The organism is Vibrio metschnikovii CIP 69.14, assembly GCF_000176155.1.
GTDB lineage: Bacteria > Pseudomonadota > Gammaproteobacteria > Enterobacterales > Vibrionaceae > Vibrio > Vibrio metschnikovii.
On the sequence record NZ_ACZO01000007.1, the window covers coordinates 692,362 to 708,198 of the forward strand.

At 45.0% G+C, this 15,837-nt stretch carries 14 protein-coding genes; 7 read left to right on the top strand and 7 right to left on the bottom strand.

Annotation, left to right across the window (positions count from 1 at the left end):
• The first annotated feature begins 147 nt into the window (after positions 1–147).
• Both VIB_RS14660 and VIB_RS14665 read left to right on the top strand, forming a co-directional pair.
• Positions 148–459: an isoamylase early set domain-containing protein gene (locus VIB_RS14660; protein WP_004396982.1), complete on the top strand. Its 312-nt coding sequence runs from the start codon at positions 148–150 to the stop codon at positions 457–459.
• Between the two features lie 353 nt (positions 460–812).
• Complete coding sequence (locus VIB_RS14665; RefSeq protein WP_004396983.1) at positions 813–2,126, top strand: peptidoglycan DD-metalloendopeptidase family protein; 1,314 nt, start codon at positions 813–815, stop codon at positions 2,124–2,126.
• A 76-nt stretch (positions 2,127–2,202) separates the two neighbouring features.
• Here the strand turns inward: VIB_RS14665 and VIB_RS14670 are convergent, their stop codons facing one another.
• Together VIB_RS14670 and VIB_RS18240 are read right to left on the bottom strand one after the other, a co-directional pair.
• On the bottom strand, positions 2,203–4,032 hold the full coding sequence (locus tag VIB_RS14670) for a putative bifunctional diguanylate cyclase/phosphodiesterase (RefSeq protein WP_040905292.1): 1,830 nt from the start codon (positions 4,030–4,032) through the stop codon (positions 2,203–2,205).
• A 93-nt stretch (positions 4,033–4,125) separates the two neighbouring features.
• Positions 4,126–4,251: a hypothetical protein gene (locus VIB_RS18240; RefSeq protein WP_004396985.1), complete on the bottom strand. Its 126-nt coding sequence runs from the start codon at positions 4,249–4,251 to the stop codon at positions 4,126–4,128.
• Between the two features lie 65 nt (positions 4,252–4,316).
• On the opposite strand from VIB_RS18240, the gene VIB_RS14675 reads away from it, so the two are divergent.
• Positions 4,317–4,673, top strand: a complete 357-nt coding sequence (locus VIB_RS14675; RefSeq protein WP_004396986.1) for a hypothetical protein — start codon at positions 4,317–4,319, stop codon at positions 4,671–4,673.
• Between the two features lie 102 nt (positions 4,674–4,775).
• On the top strand, positions 4,776–4,910 hold the full coding sequence (locus VIB_RS18245) for a hypothetical protein (protein ID WP_004396987.1): 135 nt from the start codon (positions 4,776–4,778) through the stop codon (positions 4,908–4,910).
• 53 nt (positions 4,911–4,963) lie between these two features.
• Here the strand turns inward: VIB_RS18245 and VIB_RS14680 are convergent, their stop codons facing one another.
• The gene (locus VIB_RS14680; protein WP_004396988.1) at positions 4,964–5,587 is read right to left on the bottom strand and encodes a glutaredoxin; all 624 of its coding nucleotides are present in this window, start codon (positions 5,585–5,587) and stop codon (positions 4,964–4,966) included.
• Between the two features lie 265 nt (positions 5,588–5,852).
• Positions 5,853–6,824, bottom strand: a complete 972-nt coding sequence (locus VIB_RS14685; RefSeq protein WP_004396989.1) for a porin — start codon at positions 6,822–6,824, stop codon at positions 5,853–5,855.
• Positions 6,825–7,100: 276 nt separating this feature from the next.
• Between VIB_RS14685 and VIB_RS14690 the strand changes: the two genes are divergently transcribed.
• Positions 7,101–7,715 (top strand): fumarylacetoacetate hydrolase family protein, encoded by a 615-nt coding sequence (locus VIB_RS14690; RefSeq protein ID WP_004396991.1) that lies wholly within the window; start codon positions 7,101–7,103, stop codon positions 7,713–7,715.
• Positions 7,716–7,785: 70 nt separating this feature from the next.
• Positions 7,786–8,433: a LysE family translocator gene (locus VIB_RS14695; protein ID WP_004396992.1), complete on the top strand. Its 648-nt coding sequence runs from the start codon at positions 7,786–7,788 to the stop codon at positions 8,431–8,433.
• 68 nt (positions 8,434–8,501) lie between these two features.
• On the opposite strand, the gene VIB_RS14700 is transcribed toward VIB_RS14695, so the two are convergent.
• Positions 8,502–10,208, bottom strand: a complete 1,707-nt coding sequence (locus VIB_RS14700; RefSeq protein ID WP_004396993.1) for a phospho-sugar mutase — start codon at positions 10,206–10,208, stop codon at positions 8,502–8,504.
• Between the two features lie 377 nt (positions 10,209–10,585).
• Between VIB_RS14700 and aroG the strand changes: the two genes are divergently transcribed.
• Positions 10,586–11,638, top strand: coding sequence for a 3-deoxy-7-phosphoheptulonate synthase AroG (aroG, locus tag VIB_RS14705; protein ID WP_004396994.1), 1,053 nt, complete (start codon positions 10,586–10,588; stop codon positions 11,636–11,638).
• 99 nt (positions 11,639–11,737) lie between these two features.
• Here aroG and VIB_RS14710 read toward each other — a convergent pair whose 3' ends face one another.
• The gene (locus VIB_RS14710) at positions 11,738–14,572 is read right to left on the bottom strand and encodes an FAD-binding and (Fe-S)-binding domain-containing protein (RefSeq protein ID WP_004396995.1); all 2,835 of its coding nucleotides are present in this window, start codon (positions 14,570–14,572) and stop codon (positions 11,738–11,740) included.
• 25 nt (positions 14,573–14,597) lie between these two features.
• Positions 14,598–15,734, bottom strand: a complete 1,137-nt coding sequence (gene lldD, locus VIB_RS14715) for an FMN-dependent L-lactate dehydrogenase LldD (RefSeq protein WP_004396996.1) — start codon at positions 15,732–15,734, stop codon at positions 14,598–14,600.
• Positions 15,735–15,837 lie beyond the last annotated feature (103 nt).

The following is a 15,837-nucleotide window of genomic DNA, read 5'->3' on the forward strand; positions in this document are numbered from 1 at the left end:
TCATTTACCCTCCTGTAAAGATTGAAACAGGTAGGCTCGGTGTGAATGGTTCACGTTGTTTGGGGATAGTAGTTGAGCATGTATGCAAGCGCGCTTATAATCTCTTCAGTTGTTCAAAATTGATACAAAATAGAAATGGAGTTTGTCATGATCAATAAACGTTTTTTTAAAACTAAAAATGAAGTGGAAATCACTTTTGAACTTGAGGCCCCTCAAGATGCTGAGCGCGTAGAACTTGTCGCTGATTTTTTGGATTGGCAGCCTCAAGCTATGAAAAAAACCGCAAAATCCAATGTGTATAAATTTAAAGCTCGTTTACCTAAGGATGCAGAATTCCAGTTTCGTTACCGACTCAATGAACAACAATGGCTCAATGATGCGCAAGCTGATCATTATGTTGCCAATGAATTTGGCGAGGATAACTGTCTTATCCGTACCTATGAGCCAGCCTCTCATTAATTCATGTTTATGGCGGTTTGCTCTTAAGTCAATATACCCAATAGTTGCTTAAGCTTTTTTAGAAGATTTAATAAGATTGTTGTTACGTTAATGATAGTGTCAATGAGATGCATAACTTAGCGTAACAACGATTTTTCATCGAAAGAAAACAGTGATAAATCGAGCGTTGTTATCATCGTCTGGAGATTTCCTTTTTCTGAGTCTTGCTTTTTTTCTGTCGATTAATTCAACTTTAATCAATAACTTTTCATAAATAAGCACACTTTTACTGATTATTTACCATACAAAAGGTGACTTTTTGTCGAGAAAGTCTTACTCTTTTGTCTCTTTTAACAGTACCAACGGGTTAAATTGTGCTATCCAAGTCTCTTTTTTTGCGCTTCTCTGCTTTATCTAAACGTAAGAAAGTCTCTGTCATCGGTTTACCTCTACTCGCGTTGGCCGCTATTTCATCTTCAATCAACTCTACGACCTATTCGAAAAAGGTAGCCTTGTCTGTTCCTGAATCACATATTGTTGAGACGATTATTGCGGATGCGAGTGAAGCCAAAGTGGCTTATCCCGATTACGAATACCAAATCAAATCCGGTGATAATTTAAGCACTATTTTTAATCAGCTTGGATTCCGGTACCAAGATTTAATGAAAATCATGGAGACAGATTTAAACTATCTGGCTCTTGATACTTTGCGTCCAGGGAATATTTTACGCTTTTGGAAATCTCCTGGCAGTCAAGACCTTGCCAAGATGGAACTTGAATTTAACGTCGTCAAGCGTGCGGTTTATACACGTCTCGACGATGGTAATTACGATTTCTCTGAGCTTGAAATTCCCGGGCAGTGGCGCGAATTTGCGATGATTGGCGAAATACAAGGCAGCTTTTCTCAGTCAGCAAACCAAGTCGGTTTAGGCAGTGCGGATATTGATCAGATCGTGTCACTGCTTAAAGATAAAGTAAATTTTGGTCGCGATCTTCGCGCTGGCGATCGCTTTGAAGTGGTATTATCACGTCAGTTTGTCGGTGAAAAATTAACCGGTAACCGAGAAATACAAGCGATCAAACTCTACAATCGTGGCAATGAAATTACCGCCTATCTTTATAAAGATGGCCAATACTATGATAGGGACGGGCAAAGTTTACAACGTGCTTTCCAACGCTACCCTACTACCGGTCAATGGCGAATGTCGTCCGGGTTTGATCCTAATCGCCGCCATCCCGTGACCGGGCGTATCGCGCCACATAATGGGACTGATTTTGCTGCACCAACCGGAACTCCGGTTGTTGCTACTGGTGATGGTGTTGTCGTGATGACGCGTAATCATCCCTATGCGGGTAATTATATTACTATCCAGCATGGTAGTACTTACATGACCCGTTATTTGCACTTGAGTAAGATTTTAGTGCAAAAAGGACAAAAGGTGACTCGCGGCCAACGTATTGGATTATCGGGTGCAACGGGACGAGTAACAGGGCCACATATTCATTATGAATTGATTGTTAGAGGCCGACCTGTCGATCCTATGAAGGCCAATATTCCGATGGCCACTTCGGTTCCTAAGCAAGATATGGCGAACTTTATTGCACGTCGTAATGAGTTAGACCGTTTATTGGCTCAGCAAGATAGTATGCTTGCGGCAAGCAAGGCTGGGTCGGACTCTGATAGCTAACGATTAGGCCGTTCAATTCAATTGATGAACAGCCATTGGTCTAATCAATAGCTATCAATCCCCCCAAGTAGTTTCATTACAGCTTGGGGGGATTGTTTTGTAAATGACCGATCATCGCCAGTGGCTGCTGAGGCTTAGAAAAATAATAACCTTGAATTGCGTCACAACCCATCTCATATAATTTGTCCAACTCTTGCTGATTTTCTACTCCTTCGGCAATGAGGTCGACATTCAATTGTTTAGCGAGTTGAATGATTAAGCTAATGACATGCTCTGATGTTTTATTGCGTAGTAGATTACGAATGAAAGTAGCATCAATTTTGATACAGTCAATGGGATAACTGTGAATATAATTTAAACTCGAATATCCAGTGCCAAAATCATCTAATGCAATTTTAAAGCCTAGCTCTCGTAATAAATTTAAGCGTTCAGATACCTCACCTGTTTGAGTGAGTAACACGCTTTCGGTCATCTCAATAATAAATTCTGAGGGGTGGAATCCATACTGTTGAATCATTAAATTGAGATGATTTAAATAGTGAGAGGAGTGAGCGAACTCATGGGCTGAGCAGTTGATGCCTAAAGTGACTTTATAGTTAAGCTCTTTTTCTAGTACTTGTTTGGCTTGGCAAGCCAATTCGATAATTCGTTCGCCAAGTTCAATAATTAAACCAGATTGTTCGGCTACCTCGATAAACTCTAAAGGGGAAATCGAACCAAGCTGTTTATTATTCCAGCGTGCTAAGACTTCAAAATAAGACCAGTTAGGCCGATTTCGAAAAACAATCGGTTGTATTTCAATATAGATTTCTGACGTACCTGTTAATGGATTATCGAGCTGAGCGCGTAACGCACTCACTACTTGGGTTCGTCGATAATAATAGTCATTTAAGTGCGTGTCATAACAGCGAACTTGCTGAAGACGCGTTTTTTTACAATCTTTTAAGGCTAAACTAGCATTAAGAATCAATTGATCAGCGGTCATCGGCGGCAATGATTTTTTAGCAATACCGATACTCAAGCGGATTTTAATATGGTGATTGGCATCGCGATAACCTTGATTCAATGTATCGATGATCAGCTGACAAATTTTGAGCGGATCATTGGAAAAGGTAATAAAGGCAAACTCATCTCCCGAGATTCGGAAAACTTGATTCTGTTTATTCACATAATGAAAAATGACATTAGCAACAAACTTAATGACTTGATCGCCAATGTAATGGCCGTAAAGATCATTAATCGATTTGAAATTATCAATATCGAGATAAGCGAGAGTGAAAGATTGATAATTATTATCTACTAAATATTCTAGTTGGTCGGATAAATAGTTACGGTTGAAAAGGTTGGTTAGGCTGTCATGAGAAATTTCATAACTCAACTGTTGAGCGAGACTGTTAAAGCGTTGGTTCATCCATTGATGGACAAGATGATGGCGAACAATGCGAGCAACGGTACAGTGAAGCTCAATCGCCGCATCAAGCGTTATGGGTGGCTCATGAAACGTCGATAGGAGAATACCGAGTATATCGCCATTATCAGCATAAAGCGGAACACCGATATAAGTGATGACTGCGGCATGGTAGAGCGAATGATTATCGTGAAATGGGCGATGAAGTGCATCGTTATGAATGACATACTTTTGTTTACTTCTGATTAACTGCTCATAAACGGTTCCTTTGAGTGAGTAATCGCAGGCAAGCGCATGGGGCTCTTTACCCGCATAGCTCAACGTCCTACCTTTATAGAGAGATTTATCGACCTCTATTAAATAAGTCGCCCAAGAATTCAAATGGCTATGCAAGGCCTGCACTGAACGTTGATAAAGGTCTGAGCTATCTAGTAAAAGAAGCTCATTAATCGTATCAAGACTCGCTGTATTTTGAGTCAAAACGCTGGTTGCTACCATAACCCTCTCACTTTTATTAATCTTTATGGTTACTATAAATGGTCGCATTCGATTATTAATAAAAAAGCATTCATAGCATTTGATTGCAACCTATCAACTATGGATGAGGATCGGTAATTTTTCCACCGTTGCCATCAGTAATTGCTTAGCTGTATTTTGTGATGAAAAATCAATAACGATGGCATAAGTCGTCGTGAGGCAGAGATCGAACAGTACCATCACCTAACCTTCGCATCTTGTAGTGACTTGGGTATAATTACCTGACTCAATTTATAGGAAATATCATGCAACAGAATCAATTTGAGGCTTTGGTTGAAAGCCTTTGCCAATGGTCAACGCTTCCTCAAGTTCTTGAGGTACTCAAACAGTCGGATGATCAAGACATTGCTGAGGCCGCCGCTTCGTTAACGGGACAATTTGCGCTGGCTGAGGTTGACGGTGAACAGCGTATCTATCACGTCACCACTGAGATTGATGAGCAAGGTCAAGAACAGGAGTTTGTCGAGCATGTGATGAATGAAGGTGAGGATGTAATTAAGTTTATTGCTTGGTTTTTTGAGTCTCAGTTTTCAGTTAAGCACAAAGAGACTTACCAGGCTGCAGGAAAAACCTATCAGCAACCGAAACGGACAGTGAAGTAATTTAACAACATTAATTTGTGATCTAAGTCTTGTTTTGGCTTTTTGTTATGCTATTATCAGCGCATTAAGTAATTAAATTACAAAAATGGGTGAGGTAATATCATGGGTAACGATTTAGGTTCAGCCTATATTGGTCAACTTATCGCCAAGCAGATGATGCATGAAGCGTTGTACGGTAAGGTAAAACCAAAGAAGAAATCTTTCATTAAAAGCGTATGGAAAAAGCTCAGTAAGTAAGCTGGGTATAGAGAATATTAAAAAGCCCTGAGTCATCGACTCGGGGCTTTTGGCTATTTTTTCGCTAATGAAATAACGTTATTGAGTGGCTCATCTTGTGGTGAAAGCGTTTTTGGATGCTCAAGCAGCCAAGTTTGCAACGCATCGTATCCCCCGATGTATTGCCCATCTAACCAGATCTGTGGAACGGTGACTGGAGTCTTTGCCCCAATGATGGCTTTGACTTCAGGGATCATTCGATAGAGAGCAGCACTATTTTTGACGACATCAAAATACTGAAAGCGAATGCCAGCTTCCTGTAATGCGAGCTTGGCTTTTTGACAATAAGGACAAGAGGCTTTACCGTAAACAATATTGCCTTGCAAGGTATCACGTTGTACCCACTGTTCGATCACCGCTTGTATGAGAACCCCTCGGTTGAGGGCTTCACCTTGGCTAATCACTTTTCCCTCGACAATGACAATCGGAGCGTGCCAAGCACCGTATTTCAGTGGTTCCCACCAATGACTAAGCCAATCTTTGCTTTGTAAATTGATCTCGATTCCAGCCAGTTCATGGGTAAAAGTATCCTCAAGGATATCGTGAGTAAGCGTACATTCACCACAGGGAATATTGACTTTGAAAGGTCCGAATTGACCAGCCCAACGGTATAGAGTGATGTTGATTGGTGTCGCCATAAGTAACCTCGACGGTGGCTAGAGAAGTGAGCGGTTGACCGTATCTTTAAGCGGCTTAGAAATAACGTCCCTTAAGTATATAAGAATTTTTATGGGTACAGAGAGTTTATCGTCAGAAAAATAAAACGACCAATGGGGTTGGAGCCGTTGAGAGATAATTTTTGACAAAATGAGGCCATCTATGCGGATACGGCAGTAATAGCAATGAAAAGGGCCAAGCGGAGCTTGGCCAAAAAGGACAGTATGCAATGGAGTTTATGAAACATTAAAAATCGTAACGTAATCCAAAACGTAGAGTATCTTCACTCTGAGTCTCAACGCCATTGACGACAACATCATCAAGGTTGTTCAGTTTATAAGAGATGTAGCTACGTAAGGCAGAATTGAATTGATAGTAAGCGGCAAGTTCGAAGAAGTCTGCGCTATCTGTTTTGTTTCCGGAGACTTTATCTTCACTTTTGCCATAAACGCCTTTCAACGTCATCTGTTTGTTTAGCTTATAAGCGGCGGCAAGCTCTAGAGCATTAAATTCACTATTGGCTTTATCATCATTATCACCAAAAGAGTAAGTTGCTCCTAGCGATAATGCATCAAGTTTGTAGCCCACGCCGAGTAACCATTGATTTTGCTTGCCTTTACCGACGCCATTGTCACCGGCTGAGTAGGCAGCACCAAGATCTAGCCCGATAGGTAAAGAATACAATCCAGAAATACCATATAAATCGGCATTATCTTTACTACTGGCGGCATAGGTTGCTTGCAGATTAAGTGCGTCAAATTGACCACGGTACGCAATCACACTGTCTGTTTTATCAGAGGCTGAGCTAATGTACTGTTGGATCCCTGAAAACTCAGTGGTATCGGTGAGGTCAGAAATTTGTACCGCTGCCATGTTTTGCTTACCGAATGAAAGATCACCGATATTGGTTGCAAAACCGACATACATGTAGCGATTTGTAAACTCTTTGGTTCCGGTATTTTGTTCCGCTTCGTAAAAAGCAAATCCTCTTAGGTCATCGGCAACTTGAGTTGAGCCTCTTACATTCAGACGAGCACGCGTACTATCTTTCATCGTCCCATCAATTTCTGCGCCTTTATCACCGATAAAATCACCACGGAATTCAACGCGACCACCAATTCTCAACTCCGTGCCATCAGCACTATAAACGGTTGCGGCTAAAGATGATCCAGAGACCAATGCGGCGAGAATGGCGGTTGTCACTGCTGCTTGTTTCATTATTATTACCCTATTTAGTAAATTGAGCTTCATGCTCTATGGTTGGTTTGAGAGTAAGGTAGAATGTTTAGATGACGATTTGATTGCTCAAATGTGACGATTAGATTTTGTTTTTATTGAAGAAAAAAGACTCGACGATGTTTTCATTTACGTTCACTGGAAGCGGGAAGTGAATCTATTCATAGCGTGTTTTTTGATGGTTATCTTTCGACGAAGGCTTGGCGATTTTTTAAGATAGGTTACACTTTGTGCTCACTCATTATTCAAGGACGAGCGATGAACGCGGTACGTTATGAACAACAATTGGTTTACCCATCAAAAATACTGTGTGTCGGGCGTAACTATGTCGAACACATCAAAGAGCTCAATAATTCGTTACCAGAGCAAATGGTGGTGTTTAATAAGCCCAACAGCAGTATTGCAAAACAATTACATGCCTATCATCAAGAAACCTTGCATTACGAAGCGGAGATTTGTTTTCTTATCCGCAATGGTGAATATGCGGGTGTCGGGCTTGGGCTTGATTTAACCAAGCGTGCTTTACAATCTCAGCTCAAGCAAAAGCAGCTACCTTGGGAGCGGGCGAAAGCGTTCGATGGCTCGGCCGTTTTTAGTCGTTTTATTGATTTAACAGGGATAGATATCGCCACTTTACAGTTAGAGCTATACATTAACTGTGTGCGAGTACAATGTGGCGGCGTTGCGCAGATGATTTTTTCTCCCGCGCAGATTTTAAGCGATCTTCAATCTTATACTACCTTGCTGGATAACGATGTGGTGATGACGGGAACGCCACAAGGGGTTGGTGAGGTGCATCGCGGCGATGTTTTTCTTGGCCGTTTAAAATCTGCCGAGCAAACCTTGATCGAAGTGGAATGGTTGGCTGAATAGCTACCTCAATAGCAATCTCACTGGGTTTAAGATAGAATCTGCGACTTTGTGCTGCTATTGAGCGATGATAATGATTGATTTGACTATTTTACCGCTGTATCTCACCGCGGTGATTGCGTTGCTGTTAATTCCCGGCCCCGATATGCTGTTAATTGCCAGTTCTAGCTTGAGCTATGGGCGTAAAGTCGGGGTGTTTGCTAGCTTAGGTAATGCGACTTCGGGCGTTATTTTAACTTTACTCGCTGCCCTTGGTGTCTCGGCGATGGTGGCAATGAGTCCAGTCGCGCTCACTATCTTGCAAGTATTAGGTGCTGGTTATTTGTTGAAAATGGGCGTTGATTGCCTGCGCACTAGCGCCAGTATTGCGCCAAGTTTATCAACAGAAGTCACCTTGAGCAGCACGTTTTACCAACGCGCCTTGGTGAGTAACTTGTTAAATCCCAAAGCGTTAGTATTTTTTGTGATGTTTTTACCCCAGTTTGTGTCGAGCAATGTGCCAGCAAGCTCTGGTGAACAGATGCTGGTGCTGGGGATTTTACTCAATATCTGTGGGTTACTATTTAATTTACTGTTGGTGGGTTTAGTCGGTTGGGGCGGGCATGTCTTGCTCGAGAATGCCAAGTTTCGTTTATATCAGCATAAGCTGATGGGCGGGATCTTTTTCTTGCTCGCCTTATGGATGCTGAGTGACCTATTGCTTAACTTTCTGTCTATTTAAAGCCATTGCAGCATTATCTCTTGTTATCAACCCTCGCTTTATCGTTATCAAGCGAGGGTTGAATTTATTTATACTAGGCTGCTTTGATGTTCGCTGATCAGCAGTGCCATTTGTTCTTCAGCACGTAGCTCAGCCTCAGCAAAACTCTCGTCTGCGGCAAATGTTCCAACCACTTCATAGTAGCATTTCAGTTTAGGCTCGGTTCCTGATGGGCGAACAATCACTCGCGCTCCGTCTTGTAAATGATAAATCAGTACATCACTACTTGGCCAAGTGAGTGGTTCTGTTGTGCCATCTTGATGATGACGAACGGCGAGTTTTAAATCATCGTAACTGACGACAGGCTTACCAGCAATCGTATGCGGAGGCGTCGCACGTAGACGATCGCCAATGGGGGGTGTGTCTGGTGCTAAAGCAATACTGCGTTGTGCCGTTACGTACAAGCCGTGTTGACGATATAACGCTTCTAGTTGATCCCAAATGGTTTTACCTTGGCTATACAGCTCTGCCGCGAGCTGAGCAAAGGCGACCATGGCCGATAAGCCATCTTTATCCCAAACGCTATTACCGACGGTGTAGCCTAAGGCTTCTTCGTAAGCAAATAGGAACGGATGTTGCTCTGATTGTTTGGCCATTGCCACATTGGTTAACCATTTAAAACCGGTTAGTGTTTGGTAATAAACCGCGCCATGAGCGGCGGCAATTTTACTGAGCAGGCTAGAAGAGACGATGGTATTTCCGACCAGTGGTGCTTGGTGCGCGGTATGCCGGAGCAGGTAATCCCCCAGCAATGCACCGACCTGATCGCCCGTCAGCATTTGATAACCGCCTGTAGGTTTGGCCACGGCAACCGCGAAACGGTCGGCATCGGGGTCATTAGCGCAGGCGAGCTCGGCATTCACCGATTCCGCCAAGGCGATGACTCTATCCATCGCACCGGCTTCTTCAGGGTTGGGGAAGTTAACGGTCGGGAAGCTGCCGTCGGGCTCGCGCTGCTCTTTGACGCTCATTACCTTATTAAATCCGGCGTCAGCGAGCAGGGTTTCTGCCATTTCGGCACCGACGCCGTGCATGGCCGTATAAGCGATGGTCACGCTAGACGGATCGGTGTGATGCTGTAGCAATGGACTGGCGTTAATGGTTTGTCGATAGGTCTGGTAATAATCATCTTGCAGCCAAACCAATAACCCTTGTTGCTGGGCTTTATCCAATCCTAGAGTTGGAATGCTTTGTGTTGCGGCTAAATCAATTTGATTGGCAATGCCAGAGTCATGGGGAGCAATGATCTGCGCGCCATTTTCCCAGTAGACTTTAAAGCCATTATATTCTGGCGGATTGTGGCTAGCAGTAACGACCACTGCGGCCGCGGCTTGTAAATGTTTGACCCCAAACGCCACTACCGGAGTAGGCGCTACTTTATAGGTAAGATACACCTTAATGCCTAAAGCGGTTAGTACTGAGGCGGTATCTTGAGCAAATTGCTGTGAATCTGGGCGGCCATCATAGCCAATCACCACGCCTCGTTGTTTGGCATTGTCGACTTGTTGGATCAGATAATGACCCAGTCCGACAGCGGTTTCTTGTATCACTAAGCGATTCATGCGGTTAGGGCCGCAGCCGACTTTACCGCGTAGGCCAGCGGTGCCAAATTCTAAGCGGGATTTAAAGCGATCTTCAATTTCATCCTGTTGTTGGTTATCAATTAAAGTTTGTAATTCTTTTCGGGTACGGAGGTCTGGATCTCTTGCTAACCAGAGCGTGACGTTATTGTTCATCGTGGTCACCTTTGATAGATAGTGTCAGTGGAGACATTGTAAGTAATATTTATTCTCATTAATGGGCGCGCAATCGCTAAACGCTTTATCTTCTTGCTATAGCAACGGATGTTCAGTCAACTCAGCAGCGTCAAGCAAAAAGGCCAGCCATCATTGGAGTCGATTTAAAAAGTATATTCAAGTCACTTGAATATGAACATGTTTAATGGTGTAAATTTTAAATTACACATTGTTGTTTTTGTATTGAGTGGGTGATGGTTGAAAATTACTAAAAATAGTGCTTGCGATTGCTTGGTGAAGTGGTTAAGTTACTTACAGAGCATAACCGAGCAGTGATGGGAACACCTGCAGTAATCAGTAATAGGAAGAAGTAAGCGATGTATCAAACCGATGATGTCAATATAAAACGTATCAAACAATTGCTGCCTCCAGTAGCCGTATTAGAGAAATTTCCTGCCAGTGAAGCTGCTTCTTCAACCACATTTCAAGCCCGTGAAGCGATTCATAACATTTTACATGACCAAGATGATCGTTTGTTGGTAGTGATTGGCCCTTGCTCCATTCATGATCCTAAAGCGGCGATTGAATATGGCCAGCGCTTGAAAGCCTTGCGTGATGAATTGAGTGGTCATCTTGAGGTGGTGATGCGGGTATATTTTGAAAAACCGCGTACTACAGTGGGCTGGAAAGGACTGATTAACGACCCGTATCTCGATGATTCTTATGAAATTAATGATGGTCTACGCATTGGTCGTAAACTGTTACTTGATTTAACCGATATGGGAATGCCAACCGCCAGTGAGTTCTTGGATATGATCACACCGCAATATGTCGCGGATTTGATCAGTTGGGGAGCGATTGGCGCTCGCACGACCGAGTCTCAAGTGCATCGCGAGTTGTCTTCGGGACTTTCATGCCCAGTGGGATTTAAAAATGGCACCGATGGCAATATTAAAATTGCTACTGATGCGATTCGTTCTGCCAGTGCTTCGCACCACTTTTTATCGGTGACTAAATTTGGTCATTCGGCGATTGTAGAAACGGCGGGTAATCCTGATTGTCATATTATTCTACGTGGCGGCAAAGAGCCTAATTATAGCGCTGAACATGTTGCGGCGATTAAACAAGAGCTAGAAGTCTCCGGTTTAAAACAGAAAGTGATGATTGACTTTAGCCATGCCAATAGCTCTAAGCAGTATCAGCGACAAATGGTGGTGGCAGATGACGTTTGTGCGCAGCTGCGCGCTGGTGAACACGCTATCTTTGGGGTGATGATTGAATCTCATTTAGTGGCAGGTCGTCAGGACTTAGTCGATGGTCAAGCCGCGACTTATGGGCAGTCGATTACCGATGCATGTATCGGTTGGGATGATACTGAAAAAGTATTACGTCAGCTTGCGCAAGCGGTGGAAGCGCGTCGAAACCTGTAAGGGATTTCGTTACTATACCCTCCCTACCTACAACGCCAAGTTGTTTAGGTATAAAGAATAAAATAGGCGCTGAATCAGCGCCTATTTTATTGAATCAACTTAACTATTTGGCCTCGATACTTCATCCAATAAATACAAAATGGATTGATAAGGGATCCCGCTGTGATGGGATAAGCCGATTTCACAAGTCCGGCTATTACTAAAACCACGTTGGCAGCTGGCGGGTACTTGTTGTTTTAGCGAGTGAACGGCAGCTTGGTTGAGCTCTGGCGTGGTAAAACCCTTGTCACCAGCAAAACCGCAGCATTGAATATGCTCAGGAACAATCACCTCTGATACGCAAGCTTGCGCGACCGCTAACATGGTATCCTCAAGTGCCATTTTACGTGAGCTACAGGTGATGTGTAGCATGACCGTTTCTTGTTTTGGAGTAATGCTTAAATGCTCTAAAACATACTGACTGATAAAGCCTGCCGGTTCAAAAATCTGCATTGGCTGGGTAAAGTGATCCATACTGCGTTTTGCACATGGGCTGGTATCGATGAGGACTGGATAGCGGCCCTGTTCACTGGCTTGCCACAATGCTTGTTCTAATTGCTGCGCTTTTTGGGTCGCAATATCAAACATCCCCTTACTGTCATAAGGCATACCACAGCATTGAGAAGAGACATTGTTTGGGATAATAACCTCAAAGCCGGCTTTGTTGAGCAGGGATAAAGTCACTTCCGTTAGTGGCCGTGGATCGAGAGCGTCGTTGCCTTGCGCCATCGTCCGGCTGGCGCAAGAGGGCAGATAAACGACTTTTTTATCGCGTCTCGGTAAATTCGCCGCGTGTTTTTCCAGTGGATAGCGATTGGCGCGAGGCAGTTCCGCTGTCCACAAGGGTGTTTTGCCTTTGCTGATTTTGCGTAAGCTTTGACTGAGCTGACTGACTCGCGCTTCTCCGCAGAGGCTTGTTGCCAGTTGATTGACTTTAAGCCCTGTTGTCACCAGTGCGGTGGTGGTGGCGAAATGATCGGCTGTCCAGCGCGCAATCGGGGTAAATTTGGCGTATTTTGCTTGGCGCAGTTGTTTAATTAAATCGCCCGTGTTGATGCCCACTGGGCAGCGCTCGGCACATAGGCCCGTGGCGGCGCAAGTATCGATACCTTGATACTGGAAAACATCCGCCAGCTCGCTTGCGGCAGCCTCTTCTCCGGCTCGGCTGCGACGTTGTAATTCGCGATACAGCACGATCCGCTGGCGAGGAGATAAAGTCAGCGTCCGTGATGGACACACTGGCTCACAGAATCCACATTCAATGCAGCGATCGACCAGTGGGTCTGCAGCTGGCATGGGTTTGAGATTTTTGAGGTGCGCATGAGGATCGGTGTTGATGATGACGCCAGGATTGAGCAGCCCTTGCGGATCAAACAGACTTTTGATGCGCTGCATCAGTTCGTAGCCTTCTTTGCCCCATTCTAGTTCGACATAAGGAGCCATGTTACGCCCCGTACCATGTTCCGCTTTTAACGAACCTTGATATTTGACCGCGACCAGTTCCGCTACCGCATCCATAAATGCGCCATAGCGGTCTATTTCAGCTTGCTGTTCAAAGCCTTGAGTGAAGACAAAGTGCAAGTTGCCTTCTAAGGCGTGACCAAAGATGATCGCTTCGTGATAACCGTACTCATCGAATAGCGTTTGCAGTTCACGAACGCCAGCGGCGAGTTTTTCAACTGGAAAGGCCACATCTTCGATGATCACTGTTGTGCCGACTTCACGGACTGCGCCGACGGCAGGGAACATGCCTTTACGAATGCCCCATAGGGTAGCAACAGTCTGGCTATGGCTAGTAAACGGCACCGATTGAATGATCTGATAATCGCTGAGGCTGTCGATAATCGTTTGGCACTGACTATCGAGTTCGACTTGTTGACTGGCGTGTGATTCCACCAATAAAGCGCAGGCCTCGATGTCGAGTTCGGCAATAAAGTCTGGCATGCCAGGTTTATCGGCGACAGAACGGAGCGCGCGGCCATCCATGAGTTCCACCGCGGCGACTGGCGTACTGGACAAGGTGGTCACCGCTTGGCAGGCCTGTTCAATAGTGGCAAAAACCAAGAGCGCTGACGCTTTGTAGCGATGTTCAACTACGGTGTTATAGGTAATATCAGCGATAAAGCCGAGTGTGCCTTCCGAGCCGATGAGAAGATGCTCGATGATCTCGATCGGATCGTGATAGTCAATGAGCGCATTAAGGGCATAGCCGGTGGTATTTTTTAAGCGATATTTGTGACGAATTTGTTCAGTGAGCGGAGTATTGGCGCGAGTGTGCGCGGCTAACGTTTCAATGCCCGCGAGCAAGTCTGCTTTGCGGCGTTTGAAGTCAGCAATACTTTGCTCATCTCGGGTATCAAGCACGACGCCGTCAGCAAAAACGATTTTCATGCTATCAACGGTACGATAAGAGTTGTGCGCGGTACCGCAACACATGCCACTCGCATTATTAGCGGCGATGCCGCCAATTTTACAAGTATTGATTGAGGCGGGATCAGGACCAATTTTACGTTGGTAAGGGGCAAGGTATTTATTGGCATCCGCGCCGATAACCCCCGGTTGTAGGCGAATTTTATGGCCGTCATCAAGAATTTGATGCTCACGCCAATCATCGGTTAAGGTGATTAAGACAGAATCAGACACCGCCTGACCAGATAAGCTGGTGCCAGCGGCGCGAAAAGTAAAATGAATGCCCAGCTCAGCGCAACGTTGAATAGTAAATACGACCTCATCAAGGGACTGTAAGCGTAAGACGATTTTAGGTACCAAGCGATAAAAACTGGCGTCAGTACCATAGGCTAAACGCTGCGCTGGCTGAGTGATGATGCGCTCACTAGCAACGCGCGTTGCCAGTTGAGTGATCAGTTGCTGATAGTGTGAGGGTAACTCACTCATGTTGAACTCCTGCTTTAACCAAGGATTAACGATTCACTAAAGAATCACGGGAGAGATCTTGCACCCGTTTAGCGCCAGTTAAGGTCATCGCGACACGCATCTCTTTGTCAAATAAATCCAGTAAATGTTCAACACCGGCTTGACCTTGCGCCGCTAATGCGTAAATAAAAGCGCGGCCCAGTAAAGTGCAATCTGCCCCTAAGGCAAGCATTCTGACCACATCCAATCCGCTACGGATGCCAGAATCGACCAGAATTTTTAAATCGCCTTTTACCGCATCGGCAATACTGGGTAATGCCTGCGCAGTAGAGAGTACGCCATCTAACTGACGTCCACCGTGGTTAGAGACCACAATGCCATCAGCGCCAAAGCGTACCGCATCTTTGGCATCTTCGACGTCTAAAATGCCTTTGATCACCATCGGGCCATCCCAGAAGTCACGGATCCATTCGAGATCTTGCCAACTGATTGAAGGGTCGAAATTGTTACCCAACCAGCCAATATAATCTTCGAGTTTAGTCGGCATCCCGCGATAGGTCGAAATATTGCCCAGATCGTGTGGTTTACCCAATAAGCCCACATCCCATGCCCAGCGAGGATGCGTCATCGCTTGCAGAATGCGTCGGCTTGCCGCATTGGGACCGCTCATTCCAGAATGCATATCACGATAGCGCGCACCGGGAACGGGCATATCGACCGTAAACACTAAAGTCGTCACGCCTGCCGCCTTGGCGCGCTCTAAGACGTTTTTCATAAAGCCGCGATCTTTCAATACATAAAGCTGAAACCACATTGGACGAGTCAGCGTTGCGGTGACTTCTTCAATCGGACAGACCGACACCGTCGATAGGGTAAAGGGAATCCCTTTATTGGCGGCAGCATGCGCGGCTTGTACTTCACCACGCCGAGCGTACATCCCCGTTAAACCGACGGGAGCTAAGGCGATAGGCATGGCCAGCGATTCACCAAAAAGCTCAGTCTCAAGGCTTAATTCAGACATGTCATTGAGCACCCGTTGGCGTAGGGCGATATCGGCTAAATCGGTAGTATTGCGACGCAGTGTGTCTTCGCGATACGATCCGCCATCAATATAATGGAAAAGAAAAGGCGGCAGTTTAGCTTGGGCGGCAGCGCGAAAATCAGTCGAGGCGGAGATGATCATGGTTTGTATCCTTATAACAACGGGATCATGGATAACCTAATAAGTAAAGCGCGGCAGCGAGCGTTGTGTGTTGGCTACCGCGGTAAATATTAACAGCAGAATC

Coding starts and splice junctions, on each gene's coding strand:
- VIB_RS14700 (WP_004396993.1), bottom strand. CDS start 10,208: ATGAACAATAACGTCACGCTCTGGTTAGCAAGAGATCCAGACCTCCGT.
- VIB_RS14675 (WP_004396986.1), top strand. CDS start 4,317: ATGCAACAGAATCAATTTGAGGCTTTGGTTGAAAGCCTTTGCCAATGG.
- VIB_RS14680 (WP_004396988.1), bottom strand. CDS start 5,587: ATGGCGACACCAATCAACATCACTCTATACCGTTGGGCTGGTCAATTC.
- VIB_RS18240 (WP_004396985.1), bottom strand. CDS start 4,251: ATGGTACTGTTCGATCTCTGCCTCACGACGACTTATGCCATCGTTATT.
- VIB_RS14710 (WP_004396995.1), bottom strand. CDS start 14,572: ATGAGTGAGTTACCCTCACACTATCAGCAACTGATCACTCAACTGGCA.
- VIB_RS18245 (WP_004396987.1), top strand. CDS start 4,776: ATGGGTAACGATTTAGGTTCAGCCTATATTGGTCAACTTATCGCCAAG.
- VIB_RS14685 (WP_004396989.1), bottom strand. CDS start 6,824: ATGAAACAAGCAGCAGTGACAACCGCCATTCTCGCCGCATTGGTCTCT.
- VIB_RS14660 (WP_004396982.1), top strand. CDS start 148: ATGATCAATAAACGTTTTTTTAAAACTAAAAATGAAGTGGAAATCACT.
- VIB_RS14695 (WP_004396992.1), top strand. CDS start 7,786: ATGATTGATTTGACTATTTTACCGCTGTATCTCACCGCGGTGATTGCG.
- aroG (WP_004396994.1), top strand. CDS start 10,586: ATGTATCAAACCGATGATGTCAATATAAAACGTATCAAACAATTGCTG.
- VIB_RS14690 (WP_004396991.1), top strand. CDS start 7,101: ATGAACGCGGTACGTTATGAACAACAATTGGTTTACCCATCAAAAATA.
- lldD (WP_004396996.1), bottom strand. CDS start 15,734: ATGATCATCTCCGCCTCGACTGATTTTCGCGCTGCCGCCCAAGCTAAA.
- VIB_RS14670 (WP_040905292.1), bottom strand. CDS start 4,032: ATGGTAGCAACCAGCGTTTTGACTCAAAATACAGCGAGTCTTGATACG.